24 protein-coding genes and 1 riboswitch are annotated in these 24,127 nt (G+C 69.3%); of the genes, 10 read left to right on the top strand and 14 right to left on the bottom strand.

What is annotated here, in order from left to right; all coding sequences use genetic code 11:
• Positions 1–16: 16 nt before the first annotated feature.
• Both galE and BMY74_RS36485 read left to right on the top strand, forming a co-directional pair.
• Complete coding sequence (gene galE / locus BMY74_RS36480; protein ID WP_089924398.1) at positions 17–979, top strand: UDP-glucose 4-epimerase GalE; 963 nt, start codon at positions 17–19, stop codon at positions 977–979.
• A gap of 6 nt (positions 980–985) precedes the next feature.
• Positions 986–2,989: a S9 family peptidase gene (locus BMY74_RS36485; RefSeq protein ID WP_089924110.1), complete on the top strand. Its 2,004-nt coding sequence runs from the start codon at positions 986–988 to the stop codon at positions 2,987–2,989.
• Here the strand turns inward: BMY74_RS36485 and BMY74_RS36490 are convergent.
• A complete protein-coding gene (locus tag BMY74_RS36490) occupies positions 2,959–3,999 on the bottom strand; it encodes a DUF4192 domain-containing protein (protein ID WP_089924114.1) in 1,041 nt (346 codons plus the stop codon). The two genes, BMY74_RS36485 and BMY74_RS36490, sit on opposite strands and share 31 nt — an antisense overlap.
• Before the next feature lie 172 nt (positions 4,000–4,171).
• Positions 4,172–5,971: a Xaa-Pro dipeptidyl-peptidase gene (locus tag BMY74_RS36495; RefSeq protein ID WP_089924117.1), complete on the bottom strand. Its 1,800-nt coding sequence runs from the start codon at positions 5,969–5,971 to the stop codon at positions 4,172–4,174.
• Between the two features lie 107 nt (positions 5,972–6,078).
• On the opposite strand from BMY74_RS36495, the gene add reads away from it, so the two are divergent.
• Complete coding sequence (gene add, locus BMY74_RS36500) at positions 6,079–7,080, top strand: adenosine deaminase (RefSeq protein WP_245786553.1); 1,002 nt, start codon at positions 6,079–6,081, stop codon at positions 7,078–7,080.
• A complete protein-coding gene (gene cutA / locus BMY74_RS36505; protein WP_245786554.1) occupies positions 7,077–7,391 on the top strand; it encodes a divalent-cation tolerance protein CutA in 315 nt (104 codons plus the stop codon). The genes add and cutA overlap by 4 nt, the downstream gene beginning before the upstream one ends.
• On the opposite strand, the gene BMY74_RS36510 is transcribed toward cutA, so the two are convergent.
• Positions 7,374–9,398, bottom strand: coding sequence for a helicase domain-containing protein (locus tag BMY74_RS36510; RefSeq protein ID WP_342718387.1), 2,025 nt, complete (start codon positions 9,396–9,398; stop codon positions 7,374–7,376). The two genes, cutA and BMY74_RS36510, sit on opposite strands and share 18 nt — an antisense overlap.
• A gap of 347 nt (positions 9,399–9,745) precedes the next feature.
• Between BMY74_RS36510 and BMY74_RS36515 the strand changes: the two genes are divergently transcribed.
• From BMY74_RS36515 to lspA, 3 genes are read left to right on the top strand one after another with little or no spacing between them, the layout of a single operon-like run.
• Positions 9,746–11,044: a 6-phospho-beta-glucosidase gene (locus BMY74_RS36515; RefSeq protein WP_089924124.1), complete on the top strand. Its 1,299-nt coding sequence runs from the start codon at positions 9,746–9,748 to the stop codon at positions 11,042–11,044.
• Positions 11,045–11,048: 4 nt separating this feature from the next.
• On the top strand, positions 11,049–11,516 hold the full coding sequence (locus BMY74_RS36520) for a YybH family protein (RefSeq protein ID WP_177230096.1): 468 nt from the start codon (positions 11,049–11,051) through the stop codon (positions 11,514–11,516).
• Positions 11,517–11,565: 49 nt separating this feature from the next.
• On the top strand, positions 11,566–12,051 hold the full coding sequence (lspA, locus tag BMY74_RS36525) for a signal peptidase II (protein ID WP_089924132.1): 486 nt from the start codon (positions 11,566–11,568) through the stop codon (positions 12,049–12,051).
• Here the strand turns inward: lspA and BMY74_RS36530 are convergent.
• From BMY74_RS36530 to BMY74_RS36540, 3 genes are read right to left on the bottom strand one after another with little or no spacing between them, the layout of a single operon-like run.
• On the bottom strand, positions 12,023–12,688 hold the full coding sequence (locus tag BMY74_RS36530; RefSeq protein WP_245786555.1) for an endonuclease V: 666 nt from the start codon (positions 12,686–12,688) through the stop codon (positions 12,023–12,025). The two genes, lspA and BMY74_RS36530, sit on opposite strands and share 29 nt — an antisense overlap.
• A complete protein-coding gene (locus tag BMY74_RS36535; RefSeq protein WP_089924134.1) occupies positions 12,666–13,631 on the bottom strand; it encodes a DUF3500 domain-containing protein in 966 nt (321 codons plus the stop codon). Before BMY74_RS36535 ends, BMY74_RS36530 begins: the two co-directional genes overlap by 23 nt.
• 55 nt (positions 13,632–13,686) lie before the next feature.
• Entirely contained in the window at positions 13,687–14,106 is a 420-nt protein-coding gene (locus BMY74_RS36540; protein WP_218159860.1) for a hypothetical protein, read from the bottom strand.
• 80 nt (positions 14,107–14,186) lie between these two features.
• On the opposite strand from BMY74_RS36540, the gene BMY74_RS36545 reads away from it, so the two are divergent.
• The gene (locus BMY74_RS36545) at positions 14,187–14,534 is read left to right on the top strand and encodes an ArsR/SmtB family transcription factor (RefSeq protein ID WP_089924137.1); all 348 of its coding nucleotides are present in this window, start codon (positions 14,187–14,189) and stop codon (positions 14,532–14,534) included.
• On the top strand, positions 14,527–15,063 hold the full coding sequence (locus BMY74_RS36550) for an SRPBCC domain-containing protein (RefSeq protein ID WP_177230097.1): 537 nt from the start codon (positions 14,527–14,529) through the stop codon (positions 15,061–15,063). The genes BMY74_RS36545 and BMY74_RS36550 overlap by 8 nt, the downstream gene beginning before the upstream one ends.
• Before the next feature lie 44 nt (positions 15,064–15,107).
• On the opposite strand, the gene BMY74_RS36555 is transcribed toward BMY74_RS36550, so the two are convergent.
• The 4 genes from BMY74_RS36555 to BMY74_RS36565 all read right to left on the bottom strand — a co-directional run bounded on the left by BMY74_RS36555 (position 15,108) and on the right by BMY74_RS36565 (position 17,975).
• Positions 15,108–16,049, bottom strand: a complete 942-nt coding sequence (locus tag BMY74_RS36555) for an MBL fold metallo-hydrolase (protein WP_245786556.1) — start codon at positions 16,047–16,049, stop codon at positions 15,108–15,110.
• Positions 16,050–16,066: 17 nt separating this feature from the next.
• Positions 16,067–16,495 carry a CBS domain-containing protein gene (locus tag BMY74_RS36560; RefSeq protein ID WP_089924144.1) on the bottom strand — a complete coding sequence of 143 codons (429 nt, stop codon included), beginning with the start codon at positions 16,493–16,495 and terminating at the stop codon, positions 16,067–16,069.
• Positions 16,496–16,639: 144 nt separating this feature from the next.
• Positions 16,640–16,801, bottom strand: coding sequence for a hypothetical protein (locus BMY74_RS45435; protein ID WP_177230098.1), 162 nt, complete (start codon positions 16,799–16,801; stop codon positions 16,640–16,642).
• A gap of 211 nt (positions 16,802–17,012) precedes the next feature.
• Positions 17,013–17,975: a DUF6923 family protein gene (locus BMY74_RS36565; RefSeq protein WP_143091851.1), complete on the bottom strand. Its 963-nt coding sequence runs from the start codon at positions 17,973–17,975 to the stop codon at positions 17,013–17,015.
• A gap of 315 nt (positions 17,976–18,290) precedes the next feature.
• Between BMY74_RS36565 and BMY74_RS36570 the strand changes: the two genes are divergently transcribed.
• Complete coding sequence (locus BMY74_RS36570) at positions 18,291–19,049, top strand: bestrophin-like domain (RefSeq protein ID WP_089924151.1); 759 nt, start codon at positions 18,291–18,293, stop codon at positions 19,047–19,049.
• Here the strand turns inward: BMY74_RS36570 and BMY74_RS36575 are convergent.
• From BMY74_RS36575 to BMY74_RS36590, 4 genes are all read right to left on the bottom strand, one after another.
• Entirely contained in the window at positions 19,046–19,744 is a 699-nt protein-coding gene (locus BMY74_RS36575) for an EcsC family protein (protein ID WP_245786557.1), read from the bottom strand. The two genes, BMY74_RS36570 and BMY74_RS36575, sit on opposite strands and share 4 nt — an antisense overlap.
• Positions 19,713–20,540, bottom strand: a complete 828-nt coding sequence (locus tag BMY74_RS36580; protein WP_089924419.1) for a bifunctional 5,10-methylenetetrahydrofolate dehydrogenase/5,10-methenyltetrahydrofolate cyclohydrolase — start codon at positions 20,538–20,540, stop codon at positions 19,713–19,715. Before BMY74_RS36580 ends, BMY74_RS36575 begins: the two co-directional genes overlap by 32 nt.
• Positions 20,541–20,562: 22 nt before the next feature.
• Positions 20,563–20,650: riboswitch (ZMP/ZTP riboswitch) on the bottom strand.
• Complete coding sequence (locus tag BMY74_RS36585) at positions 20,637–23,126, bottom strand: PEP/pyruvate-binding domain-containing protein (protein WP_089924158.1); 2,490 nt, start codon at positions 23,124–23,126, stop codon at positions 20,637–20,639. (Overlaps the previous riboswitch by 14 nt.)
• Positions 23,127–23,213: 87 nt before the next feature.
• On the bottom strand, positions 23,214–24,110 hold the full coding sequence (locus BMY74_RS36590) for an ADP-ribosylglycohydrolase family protein (protein WP_089924423.1): 897 nt from the start codon (positions 24,108–24,110) through the stop codon (positions 23,214–23,216).
• Positions 24,111–24,127: the final 17 nt, after the last annotated feature.

Genomic DNA, 24,127 nt, shown 5'->3' on the forward strand with positions numbered 1-24,127 from the left:
GATTGCGAGGACTGTGGTGAAGCTGCTCGTCACGGGCGGGGCCGGATACGTCGGCAGCGTGTGCGCTGCCAGGCTGCTCGAAGCCGGGCACGAGGTGGTCGTCCTCGACGACCTCTCGACCGGGCACGAGGACGCCGTCCCTGCGGGAGCGCGCTTCATCCAGGGCGACATCGCCGAGGTGATCGGCGATGTCCTCGCAGAAGGGTTCGACGGCGTTCTGCACTTCGCGGCGAAGTCCCTCGTGGGCGAGTCCATGCAGGACCCCGGCAAGTACTGGACGGGTAACGTCCTGACGGCGATTCGCCTGCTCGACGCGATGAAGGATCACGGCACGCCGAAGCTCGTCTTCTCCTCGACTGCCGCGACGTACGGCGAGCCGCGGGAGGTGCCGATCCCCGAGACCGCCCCGACCGCGCCGACCAACACCTACGGCGCCACCAAGCTGGCCATCGACCACGCGATCACGTCGTACGCCGCCGCGCACGGCCTGGCGGCGACGAGCCTGCGGTACTTCAACGTCGCCGGCGCCTACGGCAGCATCGGTGAGCGGCACGCCACCGAGACCCATCTCATCCCGCTCGTGCTGCAGGTCGCGCTCGGTCAGCGCGAGCACATCTCGATCTACGGCGAGGACTGGCCCACCGAGGACGGCACCTGCGTCCGCGACTACATCCACGTCCTGGACCTCGCCGACGCCCACCTCCTCGCGCTGGAGAACGCCACCGCCGGCGAGCACCGGATCTACAACCTCGGCAACGGCACCGGCTTCTCGGTCAAGCAGGTCATCGACACCTGCCGCGAGGTCACCGGCCACCCGATCCCCGCCGTCGTCGCCCCCCGGCGCGCCGGCGACCCGGCCGTCCTCGTCGCCTCCGCCGAGCGCGCCCGCGCCGACCTCGGCTGGAAGCCCGAGCGCGCCGACATCACCGGCATCGTCCGCGACGCGTGGGAGTTCACCCGCGCCCGGCACGGAGCCTGAGCCGGGATGACCGACTTCGCCTCCTTCGAGAGCTACAACGCCACCCCGCGGCTCGCGTCGCTCGCGCTGTCCCCGGACGGCACCCGGCTCGTCACGGTCGTGTCCACGCTCGCCCCGGACGGCAAGACGTGGCAGGGCGCGCTCTGGGAGGTCGACCCCACCGGGGAACGGGAGGCCGTCCGGCTCACCCGCTCCGGCAAGGGCGACTCCTCCCCCGTGTTCGCGCCGGACGGGTCGCTGCTGTTCCTGTCGGCCCGCCCGGACCCGCTCGCGAAGCCGGGCGAGTCCCAGGACAAGAAGGCGCTGTGGCGGCTTCCGGTCCGCGGTGAGGCCGGCGAGGTGCTCCGGCCCGGTGGCGGAGTCGGTCAGGTCCGTGCCGCCGGCGACACGGTGCTGTTCACGTCGTCGGCGCACCGCTTCACGGAGTTCGGTGACGACGACAACGCCAAGCGCAAGGCCCGTGAGGACGCCGGCGTGACAGCGATCCTGCACGAGTCGTACCCGATCAGGTACTGGGACGCGGACCTCGGTCCCGCCTACCCGCGCCTGTTCGCGGCTCCTCTCGCGGACGTCGCTACCGAGACCGTCACCGCTCTCACCGAAGACTCCGAAAGCAGGCTCAGCGACGAGGACGTTGAGCTGAGCCCAGACGGGAAGTGGGCTGTCCACGGCCACTCCGTGGACGTCAGCGCCGCCTACGGCCGCCGGACCGAACTGCGGGTCGTGGCGACGGGCGGCGGCGCGGCGCGCACCGTCGCCTCCCAGGAGGGTTTCTCCTTCCACGGCGCCACGTTCACGCCCGACTCCTCCGCACTGGTCGCTGTCCGCCACCGCGAGTCCACTCCGGACTCCCCACACCGGCGCGAGCTGGTGCGCGTCGACCTGGCGGACGGCTCGATCACGCCATTGGCGCCCGGCTTCCAGGAGGAACCGGACCACCCGGTGGTGAGCCCGGACGGCACGGCGGTCTTCTTCACCGCGAGCCACCTCGGGCACCAGCCGGTGTGGCGGCTCGACCTGGCGACCGGCGAGATCACGAAGCTGACGGTCTCCGGCTACTACAGCGACCTGGTCGTGAGCCCGGACGGCGAAACGCTGTACGCGCTGCGCAACTCCGTCGACCACCCGCCGCAGCCAGTGCGGTTCGCGGCCACCGGCGCCGACCAGGACCCGGAACGGCTGCGCGCGCCCGGTGCCCTCGACTCGGTGCCCGGCACGCTCACCGAGATCTCCACGGTCGTCGCCGACGGCAGGACCGTGCGCTCCTGGCTGGTGCTGCCCGAAGGTGCCTCCGCCGACTCCCCCGCGCCGCTCGTCCTCTGGGTCCACGGCGGTCCCGTCATGAGCTGGAACGGCTGGACCTGGCGCTGGAACCCGTGGCTGATGGCCGCTCGCGGCTACGCCGTCCTGCTGCCCGACCCCGCTCTGTCCACCGGCTACGGGCCCGACTTCATCAAGGCCGGTTGGGGTCGCTGGGGTGCCGAGCCCTACACCGACCTCATGGCCATCACGGACGTCGCCGTCGAGCGGGCCGACATCGACGCCTCGCGGACCGCCGCGATGGGCGGGTCGTTCGGTGGTTACATGGCCAACTGGATCGCCACCCAGACCGACCGGTTCCGCGCGATCGTCACGCACGCGTCCCTGTGGCACCTCGACGCCTTCTCCGGCGGCACCGACAGCTCCTACTTCTGGATGCGGGAGATGGGCGACCCGCTCACCCAGCCGGAGCGGATCCTCGCCAACTCCCCGCACCTTCGGGTCGCGGACATCAAGACCCCGATGCTCGTCATCCACGGCGACAAGGACTACCGGGTTCCGATCGGTGAGGGGCATCGCCTCTACTTCGACCTCGTCCGACACGGGGTCGATGCGAAATACCTTTACTTCCCAACCGAAAACCACTGGATCCTCACCCCCGGGAACTCTCGGGTCTGGTACGAGACGGTGTGGGCGTTCCTGGCCGAGCACGTCCTGGATCAGGACTGGGAGCGCCCCGAGCTCCTCTGAGCGCCGGCGAGCAGCTCACGGGCGCTGGCCAGGTACTTCACGGCCAGCGCCCGCATTTCCGACGGCGGGAACGCGGCGCTGACGGCGGAGCGGATGAGCTTGCTCAGCGAGTGGCCGGGACAGGCTTCCTCGGCGGCGTCGAGCGCGATGGACGCGATCCCGCCGTCGCCGCGCTGGTAGGCGTAGAATGCGAGCAGGCACGCAGGCTCGGCTCGTTCCGGTGCGGGGCAGGCCCTCGTGAGCTCGAGCCACAGGCGTTCGGCGTGCCGGGACCTCGCCTGCGCCGCGAACCCCATGCTCGCGTCGCGCACCTCGGGCACCGCCAACGCCCTCGCCAAGGCGACGACGTCCTTGTCCGGCAACGATCCCTTGCGGTGTTCCACCGCGTCGACCGCGTCGCTCACCCGCCGCAGTTCGGTGCGCGGATCGGGCTCTTCCGTGGTCGTCATGAGTTCGTCGAGCAACGCGGATCTGCGTTCGAGCGCTTCCGGCGGGTCCAGGGCGGCGATCGCGGCCATGGCGGCGCGCGACTCGAACGTCACGTTGCCCTCGTGCGCCGACGCCGCGGCGACAGCGGACAGCTGGGGATCCGGCAACGTGCCGTGGCAGTCGATGTCGAGGTAGCAGAGCCACTGCGCGTCCTTCTGGCACGACGGCAGCCACACGGCTTCGACGACGTCGATGCCCACACCGCCCAGCCGGAGGTCGAGCGTGGTGACCAGCGGCTCGTGCGGTAGCTCTTCGGGCATGTGCTCGGTCGGCGCGCACACCACCACGAGGATCACCTCTGTCGCGCCTTGTTCGAGCAGCGGCCCTTCCAATTGGGCCGCGAGGAAGCCTCTATGTCGCGGGCGTGGCAGATCGACGCGCATGGTCATGCTGACCAGGTTGTCTTTCAGCACCAGCACGACGAGCGAGTCGGCCGGGTGGAACCCCATGAGGTGCGGGATCGCGGCGTAGAGATCGCCGGCGTCCCGGACCCGGATCGGCTTCGAGAGGGTTGAGGGCATGGGCCCACTGTGGAGGGTGGGCGCGGTGGTGGGGCGGGGGTGTCGCGAGGTTGTGGACAACTTTGCGGGTGTGGACAGGTTGAGATCTTGGGGTGCTCGGGAGCGGTGTTCTGTCGGGGGTGGGTGCTAGGTTGCCGTGCTCCGGCCCGTCGGACCGGAGCACGGCACCACCTCAGAACGACTGGAGCACGGTGCGCCAGCCGCCGACGACCGGCAGTTCCACCGACGTCCGGGTGAGGTCCAGGGACAGGCCGACACCCGGCTGCGGGCGCAGGGTGTAGTCGTAGTCGCTGGAGATCACGACGAACTCGAGCCGGTGACCGGTCTGCAGGACGTAGTCGTCCGGCACGATAGGCACCTCGACGTCGTAGAACTTGCCCGGCTTGATCGGCGACGTCCGGTCGGGGCGCTCCCGGTTCTGCGGGTCGGTCGAGCCGCGCGTGATGACGTGCGACCTGCCGTCCGGCGCGCGGTCGACGAGCAACGTCGTCACGTTGGCCGCGGGCCGGTCGAACGCGATCCGCAGATTCGCCGTCGACTTGCCGGACAGCCGCAGCGGCTTCTTCGCCGGCTCCGAGCTGTAGGAGAGGCGGTTCGGCGAGGAGGCCTGGTCGATGAGCGACTCAGCGGTCTTCGTCGCGTCGTCGGTCAGCTTCTCCACACCGCGACCGGGCAGGATGCCGAGGCCTCCCTTGGCGGGTCCGCCGGCGGACGGCCGCAGCCGCACGTCGGAGGTGCCGGGGGCCGGCCAGTCCTTCTCGTCGACCCACGTCTTGTCCTCGCGCTGGATCGTCGCCTTCGGCTCCTTGTCGACGCCGTTGCGGTGACCCCACAGGTACTGCGTGAACCAGCGGTTCAGCGTGCGCCGCCACTCGACCGAACGCAGCGTGTCGGCGTCCGTGTGACCGGACTGGTGCAGCCAGATCTTGTGCGGCGCGCCGACCTTCTTCAACGCCGAGTACCACTGCTCGACGTGCGTCATCTTGACGTTCCAGTCGTTGAGGCCGTGCACCGCGAGCACGGCCGCGCGAACCTTGCGGACGTCGTTGAGGTAGTTGCGCTTGTCCCAGAACCGGCTGTAGTCACCGGTGACGCGGTCCTGATCCCTCGCGATCTCGGCGAGGATCGGCTTGCAGATCTCCCTGTCCGCGCGCGTGTAGACGTACTCGGCCAGCACGTCGGCGTCCTCACCCTGGAACGTGCCAGGTGCGACGACGGCGCCGTCCGCGCGGTAGTAGTCGTACCAGCTGGAGATCGCGGCGATCGGCACGATGGCCTCGAGGCCGCGCACGCCAGTGGAAGCGACGGCGTTGGGCAGCGTGCCGTTGTACGAGACGCCCATCATCCCGGTCTTGCCGGTGGACCAGGTCGCCTTGATGGTCTCGCCCGTGGCGGTGCGTGCGGTCGCACGGCCGTTAAGCCAGTCGACGACGACACGTGCGCCGATCGTCTCGTTGACGTCACCCGTCGTCGGGCACCCCGTCGACTTACCTGTCCCGAGCGACTCGGCGTAGACGACGGCGTATCCGCGGGCGATGAAGTAGGCCTCGTAACGGCCCGAGGTGATCGGGTTCGGGCCGAGGGCGGCGGTGATGCGTTCGTCCGAGTTGGACTTCAGCAGACGCCCGTTGCGCTTGTCGGGCACGTAAAGCTCGACGTCGACGTTGTGGTTGGCGACGTCGTTGCCGCCCGAGAAGTACGGGCTGACCATGTAGACGACGGGGACTTTGAGACCGCGTTCGGTGGCGCGCGGCCGGACGACCTCGGTGTAGACCTCGTCGTCCTTGCCGTCGCGGTCGCTGTCGACCGGTGCCCGGACCCAGAGGCTCTCCTTCACCACGTCCTTCGGATCGAAGACGGGTTGCGCCTCGCCGTCGGAGAACACCGGCCCTTCGGCGGCCTGGGCGGTCGCGGGCAGGAATGGCAGAACCAGCACCGCTGTCAGCAGTGCAACTCTTCGTGCGCCCCTCACGAGGCACCCCCAATGCGGAAGCCAGAGACAGGGATTCGCCTGCACCCTCTCCTTTGACTGCAAGACATGTCACCCGTCGAATGGCCCTTGACCTGAGAGCATGGACCGTGCACATTTCCGACTTCGTCCACGCGCTGCCGAAGGCCGAGCTGCACGTCCACCTCGTGGGCGCGGCCTCGGTCGAGACGGTTCTCGCGCTCGCCCGCAACCACCCCGGCGGGCGAGTGCCGACCGACGAGGCCGCGCTGCGGAAGTTTTACGAGTTCAGGGACTTCCGGCACTTCATCAACGTCTACGGCATCGTCAACGACCTGGTCACCACCGGCGAGGACGTCCGCACGCTCGTCGTCGGATACGCGCGTGACGCCGCACGGACCAACGTCCGCTATGCGGAACTGACGATCAGCGCGACCAGCCACCTGCGTGCCGGCATCGAGCCCGACGAGCTCGTCGAGGCGTTGCGGGCGGGGCGGGACGAGGCGCTCGCCGTGCACGGCGTGACGCTGCAGTGGATCTTCGACGTTCCCGGTGTGTGGGACCGCGACTGGGGCATGACGAGTGCGCGGTTCGCGACGGAGTACCGGCCCGAGGGACTGGTCGGGTTCGGGCTAGGCGGGTTCGAGTCGGACTCGCCCAGGTCGAACTTCCGCGAGGCGTTCGCGCTGGCCCGCGACGCGGGGCTGCACATGGTGCCGCACGCCGGTGAGACGACGCCGCCGAGCGAGATCTGGGCCGCAGTGCGGGACCTTCGTGCCGAACGGATCGGGCACGGCGTCAGCGCGGTGCAGGACCCCGACCTCGTGCGGTGTCTCGCCGACGAGGGCGTCGTCGTGGAGGTGTGCCCGACGTCGAACATCCGCACGGGCGCGGTGCGGTCGCTGGACGAGCACCCCCTGCCGCGGCTCGTGGAGGCCGGGGTGCCGGTGACGATCAGCACCGACGACCCCGGCATGTTCCACACCGACCTCGATCGCGAGTACCTGCTGTGCCACGAGCGGTTCGGGTTCGGCCGCGACGACCTCGCCGGACTCGCGCGAGCGGCGGTGCGGGCGTCGTACGCGCCGGTCGAGTTGAAGGACCGACTGATGAAGGAGATCGACGCGCTGTGAGTGGTGCGAGTGTGGTGACGACGACGGTCGACTCCCCCGAGGCCGCGGAGTCGTTGGCGAAGGGCATCGTCGAGGCCCGGTTGGGCGCGTGCGTGCAGATCGTGCCGATCCGCAGCGTCTACCGGTGGGAGGGCGAGGTCCGCGTCGACGCGGAATGGCAGTGCGTCGTGAAGACGTCCGCCATCCGCGTCGACGAACTCGTCGCGCACATCAAGGCGCAGCACAGCTACGACGTGCCCGAGGTCGTCGTCACCCCCGTGACCGGAGGCAACGACGACTACCTCGCATGGGTCTCAGAGGAGACCTCGTAGGTGGCGCGGCAGCGGTTCGGTGTGCAGGACGCCGAGCCGCTGTGTCGCCCTCGTCAACGCCACGTAGAGCTCGCTGGGTGCCATGCTTTGCGGTTCGACGACGAGGACGACGTCGAACTCCAGGCCCTTCGACGCGCGCGGTGACATCCAGCCTTCGCCGATGACGGCGATCGTGCGGTCGCTGCGTGTACCGGCGTGCGCGTCGAGTTCTTCGCGTACCGCTGCCGACACGTCGGTCACGCGGCGAGCCCAGGGGCGAACGCCGGCGTTGCGCACCGAGACCGGTGCTGACGCGTCGGGGTCGACGAGCTTCAGGACCGGGGTGGCGACGGCCATGATCTCGCCGGGGGTGCGGTAGTTGACCTCGAGCCGGCGGTAGGTGAACCGCTCGAACACCGAGCCCCAGCTCCGGACGCCTCCCGCCGCCTGGCGCTGGGCGAGGTCGCCGACGACCGTCATCGACTTGTTCGGGCATCGGCGCAGCAGGACTCGCCAGTCCATCGCGGACAGTTCCTGTGCTTCGTCCACGACCACGTGACCGTAGGTCCACGTGCGGTCGTCGGCGGCCCGTTCGGCGAGAGTGCGCCGGTCGCGAACCTCGTGCCTGGCCGCCAGCACCTCGGCGTTGACGAAGTCCGTGACGATGTACTCGTCGGAGTCCGCGCGCTTGTCGATCGACAGGACGTCCATGACGCCGCGCGCGTATTCGAGCTGTTCCTCCTCCTCTCGTCTCGCCGCGCGTTCCGCGGAGCCGTCGGAGCCGAGCAGGTCGGCGAGCTCGTCCAGCAGCGGCACGTCGGACACCGTCCACGCCGCGCCGTCGGGCCGGTAGAGCTCCGGGGCGCCGATCCGGAAGCAGCGGCCTTCGTAGAGGTCGGCGAGCAGTTGCTGTGGTGTGAGCAGCGGCCACAGCCTGTCGACGGCGGCGAGCAACTCCGAGCTGTGGCGGAGTTCGTGGCGGACGTCCTCCTCGATCTCCGGCCAGTCGACGCCGATCAGCCGCATCGCCGGCGCGACGAGTTCCTCGGCGAGCGCGAGGAAGAAGTACTTGCGGGCGGCGTTGTGCGGCAGTCCGTAGTAGCGCGTCTTCTCCCGTGCGACGGCGGCGATGTGCGCGTCGAGCGGGACGACGACGTCCTCCAGCTCGATCTCGACGGGCTCGTCGGGGAGTTCCTGCCGGTCGGCGACGGCGACGGCGAGCAGGTCGAGAACCGATATGTCCCCCTTCAGGCGTTGCAGCGACGGAGTGTCCTCCACGTCCGTCGCGACGCCGGGATACAGCTCGCCAGGGGTCGCGAAGACGACGTCGGTCTCGCCCAGCGACGGCAGGACGTCGCCGACGTAGTGGAGGAAGCCGGTGTTCGGGCCGACGATCAGGACACCGTGCCGCGAGAGGCGTTCACGACGCGTATACAACAGGTATGCCACTCGGTGCAGCGCCACGGCGGTCTTGCCGGTGCCCGGTCCACCCTCGATCACCAGCACACCGGGGCCCGAGTAGCGGATGATCTCGTCCTGTTCGGCCTGGATGGTCGAGACGATGTCGCGCATGGTCGCGGTCCGCGGCGCGTTGAGGGCGTCGAGCAGTGCGGTGGCGTCGGTGAGCAGTTCGTCGTCGTGGAAGTCGCACAGCTCCCGATCGCGTACGCGGAAGTGCCGCCGCAGCACGACGCCCTCCGGATTCGCTGCGGTCGCCGTGTAGAACGGCCGTGCCGCCGGTGCACGCCAGTCCAGCAGCAATGGTTCGAAGTCGTCGTCGAACAGGCCGACCCGTCCGATGTAGGTGCGGTCGCCGTTCTCCGAGTCGATGCGGCCGAAGCACAGCCCTTCCTCCGCCGCGCGGTACTTCCCGACTTGCCTGGTCAGCACCTCGACGGAGGCCTCGCGGTCCAGGCGCCGGGTGGTCGTGTCCCGCAGCACGGCCGCCAGGTCGGCGGCCGCTTTGTTCCGTTCTTCGTCGAGCTTTTCATACAGAGAGGTGATCCGTGCCTGTTCGCTCGCCAACACCTTGCCCCCTGTGATACAATAATTCTGTCTTCCGGAAAATTCATTCCGAAAATGCAAAGCCATTCTTTCTATCACGTTCCAGTCGCGCGCGGAACCCTTTGAGAGATCCCGCGACTGACCGGTTCCAGCACCATCGAAGGCAAGCTGAGCTGCCGCGATGAGACCGGCGCGACAGCGACGTCGGACTCGTGCAGGGCTGCATGCCCCTCGGCCAGTCATTCCGCGCCGCTGACCTGCGAGCTGTCACGAGGTCACCCCTGGCAATTCGCTGTTCACCGCAGCTGGAAATGTAGGATCGGCGGAGCGGTTAGCACTGCGGAAGAGGCCCGAATGGACGTGGTCGAGGCATGAAGCTGGTCATCCTGGGCGGGGGCGGCTTCCGCGTGCCGCTCGTCTACCGGGCATTGCTCGCCGATCGCTCGCCCGGCCGCGTGACCGAGGTCGTGCTCCACGACCTCGACGCCGCCAGGCTCGCCGCGATCGGGGGTGTGCTCGCCGAACTCGCGACCGATGTGCCGGACGCGCCGGCCGTGTCGGCGTCGACCGACCTCGACGAGGCGCTGCGTGGAGCGGACTTCGTGTTCTCCGCGATTCGCGTCGGCGGGCTCGAGGGGCGCGCGGCCGACGAGAGCGTCGCGGCGGGGTGTGGCGTGCTCGGCCAGGAGACCGTCGGCGCCGGCGGCGTTGCATACGGGTTGCGTACCGTGCCCGTCGCGCTCGACATCGCGCGCCGCATATCTGTGCACGCGCCGGACGCCTGGGTCATCAACTTCACGAACCCCGCGGGCATGGTCACCGAGGCGATGTCGGCGCACCTCGGCGAGCGCGTCATCGGGATCTGCGACTCCCCCGTCGGGCTCGGCAAGCGGGTCGTCCGGGCCGTGGGGGCGACCCTGGAAGACGCCTGGCTCGACTACGCCGGCCTCAACCACCTCGGCTGGTTGCGCGGTGTTCACGTACGGGGGCGGGACGTGCTGCCGGATCTGCTCGCCGACGCCGGGCGGCTCGAGTCGTTCGAGGAGGGCAAGCTCTTCGGGGCGGAGTGGCTGCGGACGTTGGGCGCCATTCCGAACGAGTACCTGCACTACTACTACTTCACGCGTGAGGCGGTCGCGTCCGGCGCGTCGCGTGGGGCGTTCCTGCTCGAGCAGCAGAAGCGGTTCTACGCGGCGCCATCGTGGGAGAGCTGGGAACGGACCCGTCTCGAACGGGAGCAGACCTACATGGCGGAGACCCGCGACGACGAACGCGACGCCGACGACCTCGACGGCGGAGGCTACGAACGGGTCGCGCTCGACCTGATGCACGCGATCGCGTCGGACAAGCGGGCCACGCTGATCCTCAACGTGCCGAACGGGACGACGTTGTCGTGCCTCGACTCCGACGCGGTCGTCGAGGTGCCGAGCCTCGTCGACGCGAACGGGGCGCGGCCGGTCTCGGTCAGCCAGGTGCCGGACGAGGGCGTCGGACTCGTCACGGCGCTGAAGGCGGTCGAGCGCGCGACGATCAAGGCGGCCGTCAGCGGCGAGCGGGCGCACGCCGTGAAGGCGCTGGCGTTGCATCCTCTGGTCGACTCCGTCAGCGTCGCCCGCCAGATCGTCGATGCTCATCCGCTCTTGTCGGGAGTCTTCCGCGCTACCTTCTGAGGTCGTGGACACCGACCTGGTGCGGCAGCTCAACGACGACGTCTGGCACCCGTTCGCGGTCGCCTACGCGCGGCTCGACGCCCCGGCGTTCCTGGCTCTGCACGCGCCGGAGCTGATCCGCGCCGGTGGGCCCGCGAAGCAGGTGATCGGGTTCGCGGAGTACGCGGACCAGATCGGGAAGTGGTTCGCCGAACTCGCCGGCCGCGGTAGTTCGGTGAGCATCTCGCTCCGGTTCGTCGAGCGCATCGTGGCGAACGACGTCGCGAGCGAGCGTGGCGTCTTCCGGCTCGTGTCGACACGTGCGGATGGTGACGGGCGCACGTTCTACGGCCGCTTCCACACATATTCGCGGCGCACGGACGGACGGTGGCGCATCTGCGTCGACTACGACACGGACGAACGGTCGGCGACGCTGGAGGAGGAGTTCCTCGCCGCGTTCGACGTCGACGACGTCGACGCGTTCAAGGAGTGACGAGGGTCTGATGCCGAGTGGTGGTGTTCTTAACTACGCTCGACCGCAAATGGACACCACCACCTCTCGCCGCGTGCCACTCGTCATGGGCATCGCCGTGCTCGTGCTGCTGCTGGACCAGGCCACGAAGTTCTGGGCCGAGAGCGCGCTGACCGGCCGCGCGCCCATTCCCGTGCTCGGGGAGTTCCTGCAGCTCAGGCTCCTCTACAACCCCGGTGCCGCGTTCTCGATCGGCGCGGGGTCGACGTGGATCTTCACCATCGTCGCGGCCGTCGCGGTCGTCCTGCTCGCCCGGTACGGCATGCAGCCGCAGACGAGGCTGCGCGCGGCCGCGCTCGCGTTGATGCTGGGCGGCGCGACGACGCACCTGCTCGACCGGCTGTTCCGGCAGCCGGGGTTCGCGCGCGGTCACGTCGTCGACTTCATCGACTACAACGGCTGGTTCGTCGGCAACGTCGCGGACATCGCGCTCGTCGGCGGCGCCATCCTGCTCGTGCTGATGAGCTTCACCCCGACGAAGCAACCCGCCGAGTGAGCGTGTCGGCGCGGCGGGTCGTCTCGGGCAGCCGGTAGCGCGGAGCCAGGCGCAGCACTTCGGCGCACGCGCGGTCGAGGTCGATCCGGTGGCCGACCGACACGAAGACGGGCTTCACGCCGTCCTGCGTCCGCAGTGCCCTGCCGACGACCTCGTCGCCGTGGTCGTCGTCCATGACGAGGTCGCTCATCGCCCCTCGCGCGTGACCGGGCTGCTCGAACCTGCCCATCGCGTTCTTGGCGACGCCAACGCTCGGGATGCCGGTGTGCACGCCGAGGTGGCACGCGAGGCCGAACCGGCGCGGGTGTGCGAGGCCTTGGCCGTCCGCGACCAGCAGGTCCGGCACGACGGTCAGGCGTTCGAGGGCGCGCAGCAGGACGGGCATCTCGCGGAACGCGAAGAGGCCGGGGATGTAGGGGAAGTCCGTGGTGTCCTCGACAACGACCTCGTCGAGGACGACCAGCGATTTCGCGTCGAACACCACGCAGACGCCCACCACCGCGTCATCACCGCGGTAGCCGACGTCGAGGCCTGCGACGGTGTCTATGCGCAGGTCAGGAGCACTCGTCGTGATCACCTGGGTGCGCAGGCGCTCCTGCAACGCGACGGCGTCGTCAACCGTTCTGGGCCACTCCACGGCCGACAGTGTGCCGTGACGTGTCGTAGTGGGCGGCGAGCAGGTCGTCGCCGAAGTCGCCCGAATGACGACGCCACACCGTGTGGACGTGGTTGGCCTCGTTGGCCGTGTTGTCGTACTCGATGAGCAGTTCCGGGCCTTGGACGCGGTAGTAGTGGCCTTCGCCCCGGCGGAGGGAGCCCTCCCACGAGAAGTGCAGGCGGTCCGGGTCGATCTGGGCGAACTCCTCGTCGGCGAGCTCGTAGGCGAGCCGGTCGAGGTAGAAGCGGACGATGTCGACGAGCAACTCCGCGGCGGGCTTGCCGAGTTGGGCCGGCGTGACGCCGACCGGTTCGGACGGGCTGACGCGGGGCGCGTTGCCGGTGCGGATGTCGTGCGGCGCGGTGTCGGCGACAACGGCCAGGCGGCGCGCCGTCGGACCCATGCGGTCGAGGAGTTCGCGGGCGAGTTCCTCCTCCAGGCGCAGCGGCTGGCCGACGACGCGGCCGCGGTAGGTGACGCGGGCCGGGTTCGCACCGAGGAAGAACGGTGTCGCCGAGACGCGGCCGTCGGCCACGACGACGTTCACCGACAGGTGGTGTCCCTCGACGCGCCATCCCCACGGTTCGTCGCCGCCGGGCGTGCCGAAGAGCACGGTCCAGTAGTCGTTGTTGTGCCGGTCGCGGTGTCCGCCTTCGCGGTGGTCGAGCACGTCCTCCAACGCCATCACCGCTGCCGCCTGCGCGTAGGCGTGCGGGCTGAGGACGGTCGCGAGCATGCCGTGCACCGCCTTGCGCTGATCCCGGCGGAGCTCGCCGAGCGCAAGTCCGGGGCGTGTACCGGGTGTGTACGCCCAGCGGTGGCGCAGGTCGTCGTCGGTGACCGCGCGAATCGCGTGTTCGCGCTGGTCACCGGCGAGCGAATCAATGTAGTGGTGCGTGGCGTCGGCGACGTCGTGCAGCATCTCTCGAACTTATAGGCGTTGTGGCGGTGCAGCAGGGCTCATCGGGCAGCAGGGCTCATAGGGCAGCCGCGGCAACCGGGACCTTCCGCGTCAGCAGCAGCAACGCCAGTGGGATGAGGACGACGGCGGTCAACGAGACGACGTTGCCGACCTGGTCGGCGAACGGCATGTGCGACAGGTGGTTCAGGTGGAAGACCAGGTGCGGGACGGCGAACACCAGGTAGCCGGCCAGCGCCGCCTGGACGAGCCTGCGTTCCATGGTCACCGCGGCGAACACGAACACCGCGCACAACGCGAGGTTGAGCGCGCCGAAGTCCCGGAGCAGGTGCTCGTTGAACGGCGGGAAGTAGGCGACCCACGGGTTCGACGGCAACGGGAAGTTGTCGTAGAAGCCCTGGGGCGCGAACAACGGCCAGCCACCCTGCACGGCCTGGACCAGGGCGAGGAACACGAGACCTCCGCGAAGAATGCTCATGTCGATACGGACGAGGTACGGCGCCGACTTGTGACCCGGCCCTCGACAGCCGGGCCGACAGGTGTTAAAAACCTTACGTAATGAAGTTGCCACATGATGACGACGCCGTCTGGCGCGCCCTCGCGAACCCGCTGCGGCGCGCGATCCTCGACGTCCTGCGCAAGGGCCCGTGCACCACGGGCGAGCTGGTCGAGGCGTTGGAGACCGGCCGGCACGTCGTCATGCAGCACCTCGGTGTGCTCCGCGAGGCCGATCTCGTGGTCGTGGAGCCGCGGGGCCGGAAACGGGTCAACCACCTGAACCCCGTGCCCATCCAGCAGATCCACCAGCGGTGGGTCGCGCAGTACGAGGAGAACTGGGCAGCGGCGCTGGTCGGCCTGAAGCTCACGGTCGAGAGCGCCGAACAGGAGGATGAGGACGTTGGCTGAACCCGGTACCGAGCTGGTGCACAGCATCGTGATCGCCGCGCCCATCGAGAAGGTGTGGGCGGAGATCACCAAACTCGACGGCAGGCAGCGCGCCATGATGGACGCGGTTCTCGACTCCTCCCTCGAACCGGGCGCGCCGCTGTACTACCGGTCGGCCGACGGCAAGCGCGTCTTCGTCGTCGGCCGCGTCGTCGAGGTCGATCCGCCGCGGCTGCTCTCCCACACGCAGCGGCTCACCATGCGCGACGACCCGTGGACCGTCGTCTCGTGGGAGCTCGAAGAGGTCGACGGCGGCACGCGCGTCACGTTGCGCAACTCCGGATGGCCCGAGGGCGTCGAGCGGCTCGACAAGGTCGACTCGACCTGGAAGGGCATCCTCGCCGCGCTCAAGCAGGTCGTGGAGTCCGGTGACGTCGGCACCGGCCTGAAGTTCCAGTACGCGATGATGCGCGCCTTCATGTGGGCGATGCCGTCGGGCACCAGGACGGAGAACGTCCCCGAGCCGCCCGGCCTCGACCAGTCCGTCTGAGACGTGCGCCCTCGTCGGACCGGTCGAGGCAACTGATATATCGGTTAGGCGTGGCAGGCGATCGGGCCGCCGTGGAGTTCCGTCATGTCCGTCCAGACGGCGAGGAGTTCCAGGCGTTCGGAGAGCGGTTTGCCGTCGAGCTCGTGGTAGGCGCGATGGAGGTTGCCGACCAGGCGTTCGGACTCCTGCCACGACGAGAACCGCGTCTCCCCCGCCTCGCGGACGACCTCCATCGGGGTCTTGGCGGCGGCGTGGCCGGACGCGGCCAGTTCGGCGAGGTAGGTCGTGTACGCGACGAGGTCGTCCAGGACGCGGTTGATCTCGGGACCTCGTAGCAGCGGTCCGTGACCGGGGACGACGACGTCGGCGTCGAACGCGCGCAGGAACTCCAGCGCGGACAGGTAGCCGGTGATGCTGCCTTCCGCGAGGAACGGCTGCCCGCCCGCGAAGACCAGGTCGCCGGTGAACAGGACGCGCTCGGCCGGCAGCCACACCACGGTGTCGCCGCGGGTGTGCGCCGGGCCGGGGTGGCGCAGTTCGACCACGCGCGTGCCGAGGTGCAGCGTCAGCGACGTGCTGTAGGTGAGCGACGGCGGGCGGACCTCGATGTGGCCGTAGTCCGGGCCGGTCAGGACGTGTGCGGCCAGCAGGCCGGCGGCGAGGACCTCCTCGCGGCACGCCTCGTGGCCGACGATCACCGTCGACGGCGGCATGAGCCAGTTGCCGAACGTGTGGTCGCCGTGGTGGTGCGTGTTGACCACGTAGGTGGGGTCCGCAGGAGACACCGACGCCACCGAGGCGAGCAACGCGCGGTTGCGCGCCTCGGTGGACGTGGTGTCGACGAGCAGCAGCGTGTCGTCGGTGCCGACGACGACGCCGGTGTTGTTGATCATCCAGGACCCGTCGGGCTGGACGTAGGCGTAGATCCCTGGTGCGACCTGCACCAGTTCTGGGGCGAGATCGGGCCGGCCGGGAGAAGATTTCACCCGGTCGAGCGTAGTGATCAGCCCTGGGCGATGTAGGCCTGCAACTGGTCCTGCGACTGTTCGAGCTGGCCGATGCGGCTCTTCACCACGTCGCCGATGCTGACGATGCCGACCAGCCGCCCGTCGGACAGCACGGGCACGTGGCGGAAGCGCCGTTCGGTCATCACGACGGTGAGGCTGTCGACCGTGTCCGACGGGGTGCAGGTGAACACGTCGGCCGTCATGATCGCCGACACGGGGGAGGACAGCAGGCCGACACCCGTTTCGTGCAGCCGCCGCACCACGTCGCGCTCGGACACGATCCCCTCGACGCCCGAAGACCCGACGACGACGATGGCGCCGACGTTGTGTTCGGCGAGCGCTCTGAGCAGTTCGGACACGGGTACGTCCGGGGCGATCGTCGCGACCGCCGATCCCTTGGTCCGCAACACGTCAGCGATCCTCATCAGGCGCCTCCGATCCTGTCGGTCCGGTAGCACCTCAGGCTAGATCGGATCCGGACAGAACGGGAGATCAGGCCCACGAAGAGAGCAGGGGACGTGGTCGAAAGACCACGTCCCCCGCTGGTGTCGCGCCCCGTTCGGCGTCGGCTACGCGGATCCTCCGCGGCGACGCATCGCGAACTGGCGCGGCTGGACCACCGGCACTCGCTGCTGCGGCAGCGCGAAGTGCGTGTTCTGGTCCTGCTTGCCCCGCTTCCGCGCACGACGCGCGGCGCGGTTCCCCTGTTCGGGCTGGGTGGTGTCAGGCATGCGAAAGCCTCCTCGCGAAGAGGTCGTGCAGAAGGCACGGCGATAGGACGGCCGTGAGAGATGGACCCGCTCCTGGGTCACCGGAGAACAGCGCGACATCGAGGTCGCGAGGGCGGCGTCGAGAGCGCCGCGGGGCTTCATCAGATGAAGAACATGCCCGCAACGCTAGCGACGCCGCCACCTCGTGCCAACCGAATTAATCCGGCGCGAACTACCCCCGTGCGCGCGCTGCCGCCGCACCGGCGCCGAGCATCACCATGATGATGGTGACCATCGCCCACTTGCGGGACTTGGTCATCGGCGTGGTCTCGGGGTCGAGCGCGAGATCTTGGCGCGCTTGGGTTTTCTGGCGTGCGGTGCGCACCGGCGCGGGTTGCGGCGTCGCCGCGGGTGACGTGGGCGTGGCGGCCGGAGGCTGCCGCACGACGGGAACCGCGCCCGGCGCGGGAGGGGCGGGGGCCTGCACGGGTGGAGCGGGAGGCACGAGCGAGACCTCCGGACGCGGCTCGGGAGGTTCGACGCGGGGCGGCATCGGGTTCGGCAGGCACCCCGCCGCGTCGATCAGGCCCATCTGCGGGCCGGTCGACAACTCGACCGCCGCGGTGCCCGTGGTGCTGTAGAGACGACTACGGCCCTGATAGCCGTTGTTGATGGCGTGCACGGTGCCGGCCGCGTCGATCACCACGGCGCCGTAGGTGGACCTGCCGGGCAGCCCGGCGATCTCGGTCCTGCTCAGCACCCGTCCGGTCACCGGGTCGAACGACACCACCTCACCCGGCCCCCAGCCCGCCGCCGACACCCCCGTCAGCCTTCCGGTCAGCGGGTCGGGGGTGAAGTCGTCGAGCGTGAGCGCGGGCCAGTCCAGCACGGCGGTCCGCACGATCCTGAGGTACGACGGGCTGGCGGGGTCGATGTCGATCGCGTGCAGGCGGGCGTGGTCGCGCACGTAGAACGTGGTCCCCACGACGGCTCCCGCGGACACGTCGTCGGTGCGGAACCAGTGCGCGTCAACGGGTCCGAGGTCGTTGACCGCGCCCTTGGTGTCGATCAGCACGACGTGGGAGGGGTTCTTCCACCAGTGGTGTCCCTTCGACGTGATGCCGACCAGACGCCCCAGGGCGGACGAGTACCCCAGTGCATTCACCGCGTAGTCCAGGCGAGCTACTTCTGTCACTCCACCGGATGAAACGTCCACTTTCGTGAACATCGAGAGTTCTCCACGATGGGATGAACGCACTTGATAAGCGTCACAGTTCGGCGCCGCAGCCTGGGCAACGGCGCTGGTGAACGGCGCGGAAAGCGCGAGAAGGGACGCGACCCCACCCAGTGCGAGCGTATTCCGCCGCAACCGGAATGGAGCAGCCCAATACGACAACCGGGTATTACTGCTGTGGCCCCGCATTCCCACCTGACCATTGCTCGTCAACCAGACCGTGCTGTACCGGTCACAGTAGACCGTGGTCTAATCCCACACCAGAAAGGAGCCGAATTGAGCATTTACCTCAGCGGCGCGCTCTGGGTTCTCGGCGCCGCCGTCATCTCCGCCGTTCTCGTCGTCGTCACCCGCCGGTTCGGCTCGGAGGAAGTGGGCGAGAAGAACCTCGGCGCGGGCGGATCGGTGTTCAGCATCGTCGCCGGCCTGCACGCGGTGCTCGCCGCGTTCATCCTGATCTCCCTGTTCGACGCGGCCAACGGCGCGGAGGAGCAGGTGCAGAAGGAGGCCAACGCGCTGGTCGCGGTCGACTGGGCGTCGGATTCGCTGCCCGAGCCCGCGAAGTCCACCGTCGACGAGCTGATCCGCGACTACGTGTCGACCGTCGTGCAGGACGAGTGGCCCCGCATGCGGGAGGGCGAGAACGTCGACAACCAGGGCTGGCTCACGCTCAACCGGCTCAGGGACACGATCTCGGCCGCGGCACCGGACGGCGACTGGCAGGAGGACCGCAAGGCCGAGGCCGCGAACCAGCTCTGGAACGTGTACCAGGCCAGGCAGGAGCGGCTGGACGCGGCGGACAACGGCGTCAACCCGGTCGTGTGGCTCGCGCTGCTGATCGGCACGGGGCTGTCGCTGCTGTTCCCGTACCTGTTCGGCGGACCGACGCTCACGTCGCAGTTGCTCATCACCGTCACGCTGAGCTCGGCGCTGGTCCTGCTGCTGTTCGCGATATACCAGTTGCAGAACCCGTTCGACGGCGGCGTGCTCATCCCGTCGGACGCGTTCAGCTCCGCACTGGACAGGCTGAGTTAGCGCGAATCGGTCGTTCCGTCCGATTCCTCGATCTCCACGGACAACACCTCGCCGTCGATGACCTTCGGCAACGGGTTCGCCTGGGCGAAGTAGCGATTTGCGAATGAGCCGACCGCTCTGGTAGAGGCGGCGTCGACGCCACCGCCGATGACGCCGCCCAGCAGGGGAACGCCCTTCGCCGCGATCGTGCCGAGTTTCTTCGTGCCGTATTTCGTGATGAGCGCCGACGCGGCTTTCTTGGTGAACTGCTTGATGCCGACCTTTTTGAACAGTTCGGTTCCCGCGTTGCCGAGCAGGCACAGCAGGATGGCCATCTGAACTTCGTCGCTATCGACGTCGTGGCCACGCAACGACGCGATGGACGCGATGAGGTGCGTCTGGATGACGTAGGTGGCCGCGACGTTGGACGGCAGCGAGACCGGCAGGGTGATCAGGCCGCCGAGGTTCGTGACGAAGCCCTGGGCACCCGCCAGCGCGACGTGCGTGCGGATGAGGTGCCGGATCGCGGCGGCCTCGTCGCCCTTCTTGACCAGCGCGTCGGACGCGGACTCACGGGCGCTCTTGAACGGTCCGAAGCCGTCCACGCCGGCGCGCAGCAGGTAGTCGGCGATGCCCTGCTGGACCTTGTTCAGCTCACCTTTGGACTCAGCCACGATCCCGACATTACGCGTCCGGCTGCCGCGTCGCGGCGTCAACGGTCTGTTCCAGCAGAACGGCGATCGTCGTCGGTCCCACGCCTCCCGGAACGGGCGTGATCAGGCCCGCGTGGGCCGCAGCCTCGAAGTCGACGTCACCGACGTTGCCCTCGTTGTACCCGGCGTCGACCACGACCGCGCCGGGCTTGATCCAGCCGCCCCGCACGAGCCGCGGCCTACCCACGGCCGCGACGATGATGTCCGCCGTGCGCACGATCTCGGCGAGGCCCGCGGTCTTCGAGTGGCAGATCGTGACGGTGGCGTCGCGAGCGAGGAGGAGCATCGCGGCGGGTTTGCCGAGGATCGGGCTGCGGCCGATCACGACGGCGTGCTTGCCGGCGATCTCGACGTCGTACGCGTCGAGCAGGCGCACGATCCCGCCCGGCGTGCAGGACACGAACTCGTTGTGCCCGAAGGACATCGCGGCGAACGAGTGCGTCGTGACGCCATCGACGTCCTTGTGCGGGACGATCGCCTCGAACGCCGACCGCTCGTCGATGTGGCCTGGTACCGGGTGCTGCAACAGGATGCCGTGCACGGCCGGGTCGTCCGACAGCGCGCGGATCCGCGCGACGAGCTCCTCCGTCGTCGTGCTCGCCGGCAACGCCACGTGCACGGAGTCGAGTCCTGCCTTGCGGCAGCGGTTCTGCTTCATCCGCACGTACGTGACGGAAGCGGGATCGTCGCCGACGATCACGGTGGCCAAGCAGGGTTTGCGGCCGGTGCGCGACGTGTACTCGGCGGCCTTCTCAGACGCTCGCTGAACGATGTCGCGCGCGAGCTCGGTTCCGGACATCAGCACGGGCGGCCTCCACAGGTGGATTCGCCCAGGCGCGCGGCTCAGCTCGGTCCGGGGTCGCTTCCCGGTGGTGCTCCACCTCGATTGCGCCAGTCACGCCCCGTCGTCCAGTGCAGTGACCGCGCCGGTGCTGCCGTCCACGGTGATCCGCTCCCCCGTCCTGATCCTGGACACGGCCTCCCGCACGCCCACGACCGCCGGGATGCCGTACTCCCGCGCCACCACCGCGCCGTGCGAGTTCGCGCCGCCCATCTCCATCACCAGGCCGCCCGCCGTCAGGAACAGCGGGGTCCAGCCGGGGTCCGTCGACGGTGCCACGAGGATCTCGCCGGGTTCGAGGTGTGCGCCGACCGGGTCCATGACGACGCGCGCGACACCGGTGATCGTGCCCGCCGACGCCGGCGTGCCGACCAGGTCGCCCTCCACCGGTGTGCCGTGGTGGACGGCTTCGGGTTCCGTACCGTCGGACAGCAGCACGCGCGGGATGTGCCTGCGCCGCATCTCGCGGTCGTGGACCTCGCGGCGCGCGGCCACCAGCGGGCGCAGATCCCCTTGCGAGGAGCGCATTTCCTCGAAGTCCAGGAAGAACACGTCGTCCGCGGTGTCGAGGCGGCCGTCCGCGACGAGCTGTGCGCCGAACTCGGCGATGCGCTTCCGCAGCGCCCCGAACAAGGTGATGATCAGGTACTTCGGGTACTCGCGCAGACCGGCGAGCAGTCTGGTGCGGCGCAACGCGAAGCGCACGAACCAGCCGCGTCCCCTGGCGCGCCGGGCGAGCGTCTCGATCATCGCCTCGGCCTCGGCGGCGCCTCGTGCGAACACCGCGTCCGGGTGGGCCTGGCCGTCCTCCAGGAGCAGGAAGTTCCTCACGACGCCGATGACGTGCGCGGGGTCGTCCGACCACCTCGGCAGGCCCAGGTCGATCTCGGCGACGGCGCGGTGGCCCCACCGCGAGAGGAAGCGGTCGAGTGCCGCGGGGCGTTCCCCGTCCTGGAACTGCCGCAGCGCGACGGGGTCGTGCCGGATCTCCTGCGCCAGGTCCCACATCGCCATGTCCATCTCGGTGGTGATGTTGTTCGGCAGTCCGCGCAGCACGGTCTGCAGCTCCCCCGGCTTCGTCTTCACGACCTTGCCGACCAGGCCGAGCATCGCGAACCCCATCAGCGCGGTGGGGGCGAGCCCGGGCAGCACCGGCACGGTGCACTGCCGCAACGCCTGCTCGATCGAGAGGTTCGCGGACTTCTCCAGGACCTCGCGTTCCATCAGCAACGCGGTGCGCACGGCCTTCTCGGGGTCCACCAACGCCTTCACCGCCGTCACGGGCACGCGGAACCGGCGGGCGAGCCTGAAGACGCGCTTGAGCGCGGGCGTCGGCGAGGAGTTCCTGATCGCGAACCTCGGATCGTCGAACAGGCTCTTCAACACCTCGGACGAACGCGCCTCCATCACACCGAGCAGGCGCGTGACGAACTCCCGGCCGACCTTGCTCTGCAACACCTTGGTGACGTCGAAGAAGATGCGTTCACCGGCCTCCACATAGGACTGACTCGCCGGGTCGCCGATCACGATCTCGAACGCGGACTGGGCGATCTCGCGGAACGCCGCACGTCCCATCGGCGTGATCGGGCGTTCGAGCCCCTGGGCGAGGCTGAAGCAGAAGTAGGCGTGAGCACCACCGTCCGGGTTGTCCGGCAACGGGAACAGCGTCGTGATCGGACGCGCCTGGGTCAGGTGCAGCTCGCCGTCGTCGTCGATGGCCCACTCGGTGTCCTGCGGTGATCCGTAGTGCGCCTGCACCTTGCGGCCGAGGACGGCGAGCGCGTGGACCTGCCCGTCGGTGAGGCACTGGTCGCCGCTCTCCCCTACCTCGACGTGCTCGGTGCCGCCGCCGGGCAGCGAGCGGATGACGAACTTCTTGTCGCCCAAACGCTTCTCGACGATCTCGTCGCCGTCGACGACGAAGTGGTCGGGGTTGACCGCGCCGGACACCACCGCCTCGCCGAGGCCGGGACTGGCGTCGATGACGATCTGGTCGCGCGTGCCCGTGACGGGGTTCGCCGTGAACATCACGCCGGACACCGCGGACTGCACCATCCGTTGCACGACAACGGCGAGGTACGTCGTGGTGTGGTCGATGCCGTTCGTCTCGCGGTAGCTGACCGCGCGATCGGTCCACAGCGAGGCCCAGCACCGGCGCACGGCGTCGACCACCGCGTCCTCGCCGACGACGTTGAGGAACGTGTCCTGCTGGCCCGCGAAGCTCGCGAACGGCAGGTCCTCGGCCGTGGCGCTGGACCGCACGGCGACCGGCACGGCGTCGCCGAGCTCGCGGTACCCGGCGACGACCGCGTCCCGGATCTTCTGCGGCACAGGGGTTTCGAGCACCGTCCTGCGGGCGTTGTCCGGGGTCGTGCCCGCCAGGTCGCCGGCCTGCACGACGGCGCGGTAGGCGTCCGTGGTGACGCAGAAGCCCTGCGGCACCGGAAGGCCGGCCCTGGTGAGCTCGCCGAGGTTCGCGGCCTTGCCGCCCACGGTGGCGAGCATCGAGCCGTCGATGGACTTGAAGCCGATCGTGAGCGCCATGGTGTCCCCTCCAGGTTCGCCTGAAGAGGAGGTTACGAGCGTTCGGCCAAAAACTCAACAAGCGATGAATAAATCACCCCGCCGGGGTCACCGCTCCTGATCAGAGCGGCTCACCCAGTCCGGAAGGGGTTCACGGGCCTGCCGCCAGTCCTCCGGCGGGCCCGTGACGACGCCTCCGACGATCGCGGCGGTGGTGTCGACGTCTCCCCCGGCCCGGACGCACGCCGTGATGGCGGCGCGGTAGTCGTCGAGGTGGTGGGCGGCGACCCAGAGCGTGAACGGCACGGTGTCCTGCGCCGTGACGCGCGAGCCGTTGCCCAGCACGTAGGCCGCCTCCTCGGCGTCGCCGATCTTGCGCGCCCTGTCGATCCCCTTGCGCACGACCGAGTCCTCGAGGTGGTCGAGGACGGTGCCGAGCAGGTCGCGCGGCGGTGTGCCCGTCAGCCGGGCCCTGGCCGCGACCGCCGCCGCGTGGGCGACCGCGACACCACCCATGACACCCTCCGGGTGCTGGTGCGTCACCTCGCTGGCACGGATCGCCTGCGCCGTGACGGTTGCCGGGTCGTCGGCGAAGTAGGCGCCCAGCGGTGCGATCCGCATCGCCGCTCCGTTGCCGCACGAGCCCTGACCGCCGAACGCGCTGGAGGCCGCCTCCTTCCACGGCGTGCCCTGCCGGATCTTGCGCAGGATCGTGAAAGCCCCAGCGCCGTAACCGCGGTAGGGCTCGCAGCGGTCGGCGAACGTCGCCGCGAGCCGGGTCTGGTCGACGGCGCCGTGGTCGCGGAGTTCGGCGACGAGGTTGCAGGCCATTTCGGTGTCGTCGGTCCACTCCCACGGGCCCCGTGGCGGCGTGCCGGCCACGAGGTCGGGCAACGAGCGGCCGACCATGAAGAACTGAGCGCCCAGAGCGTCGCCGACGGAGAGCCCGTCGAGCGAGGCGTATGCGAGGTCCAGGCGCGCACGAGTGTGCAGAACTATGCGCATCACCTGCGATTTTATCG

This window comes from Lentzea albida, from assembly GCF_900111005.1.
Classification (GTDB): Bacteria; Actinomycetota; Actinomycetes; order Mycobacteriales; family Pseudonocardiaceae; genus Lentzea; species Lentzea albida.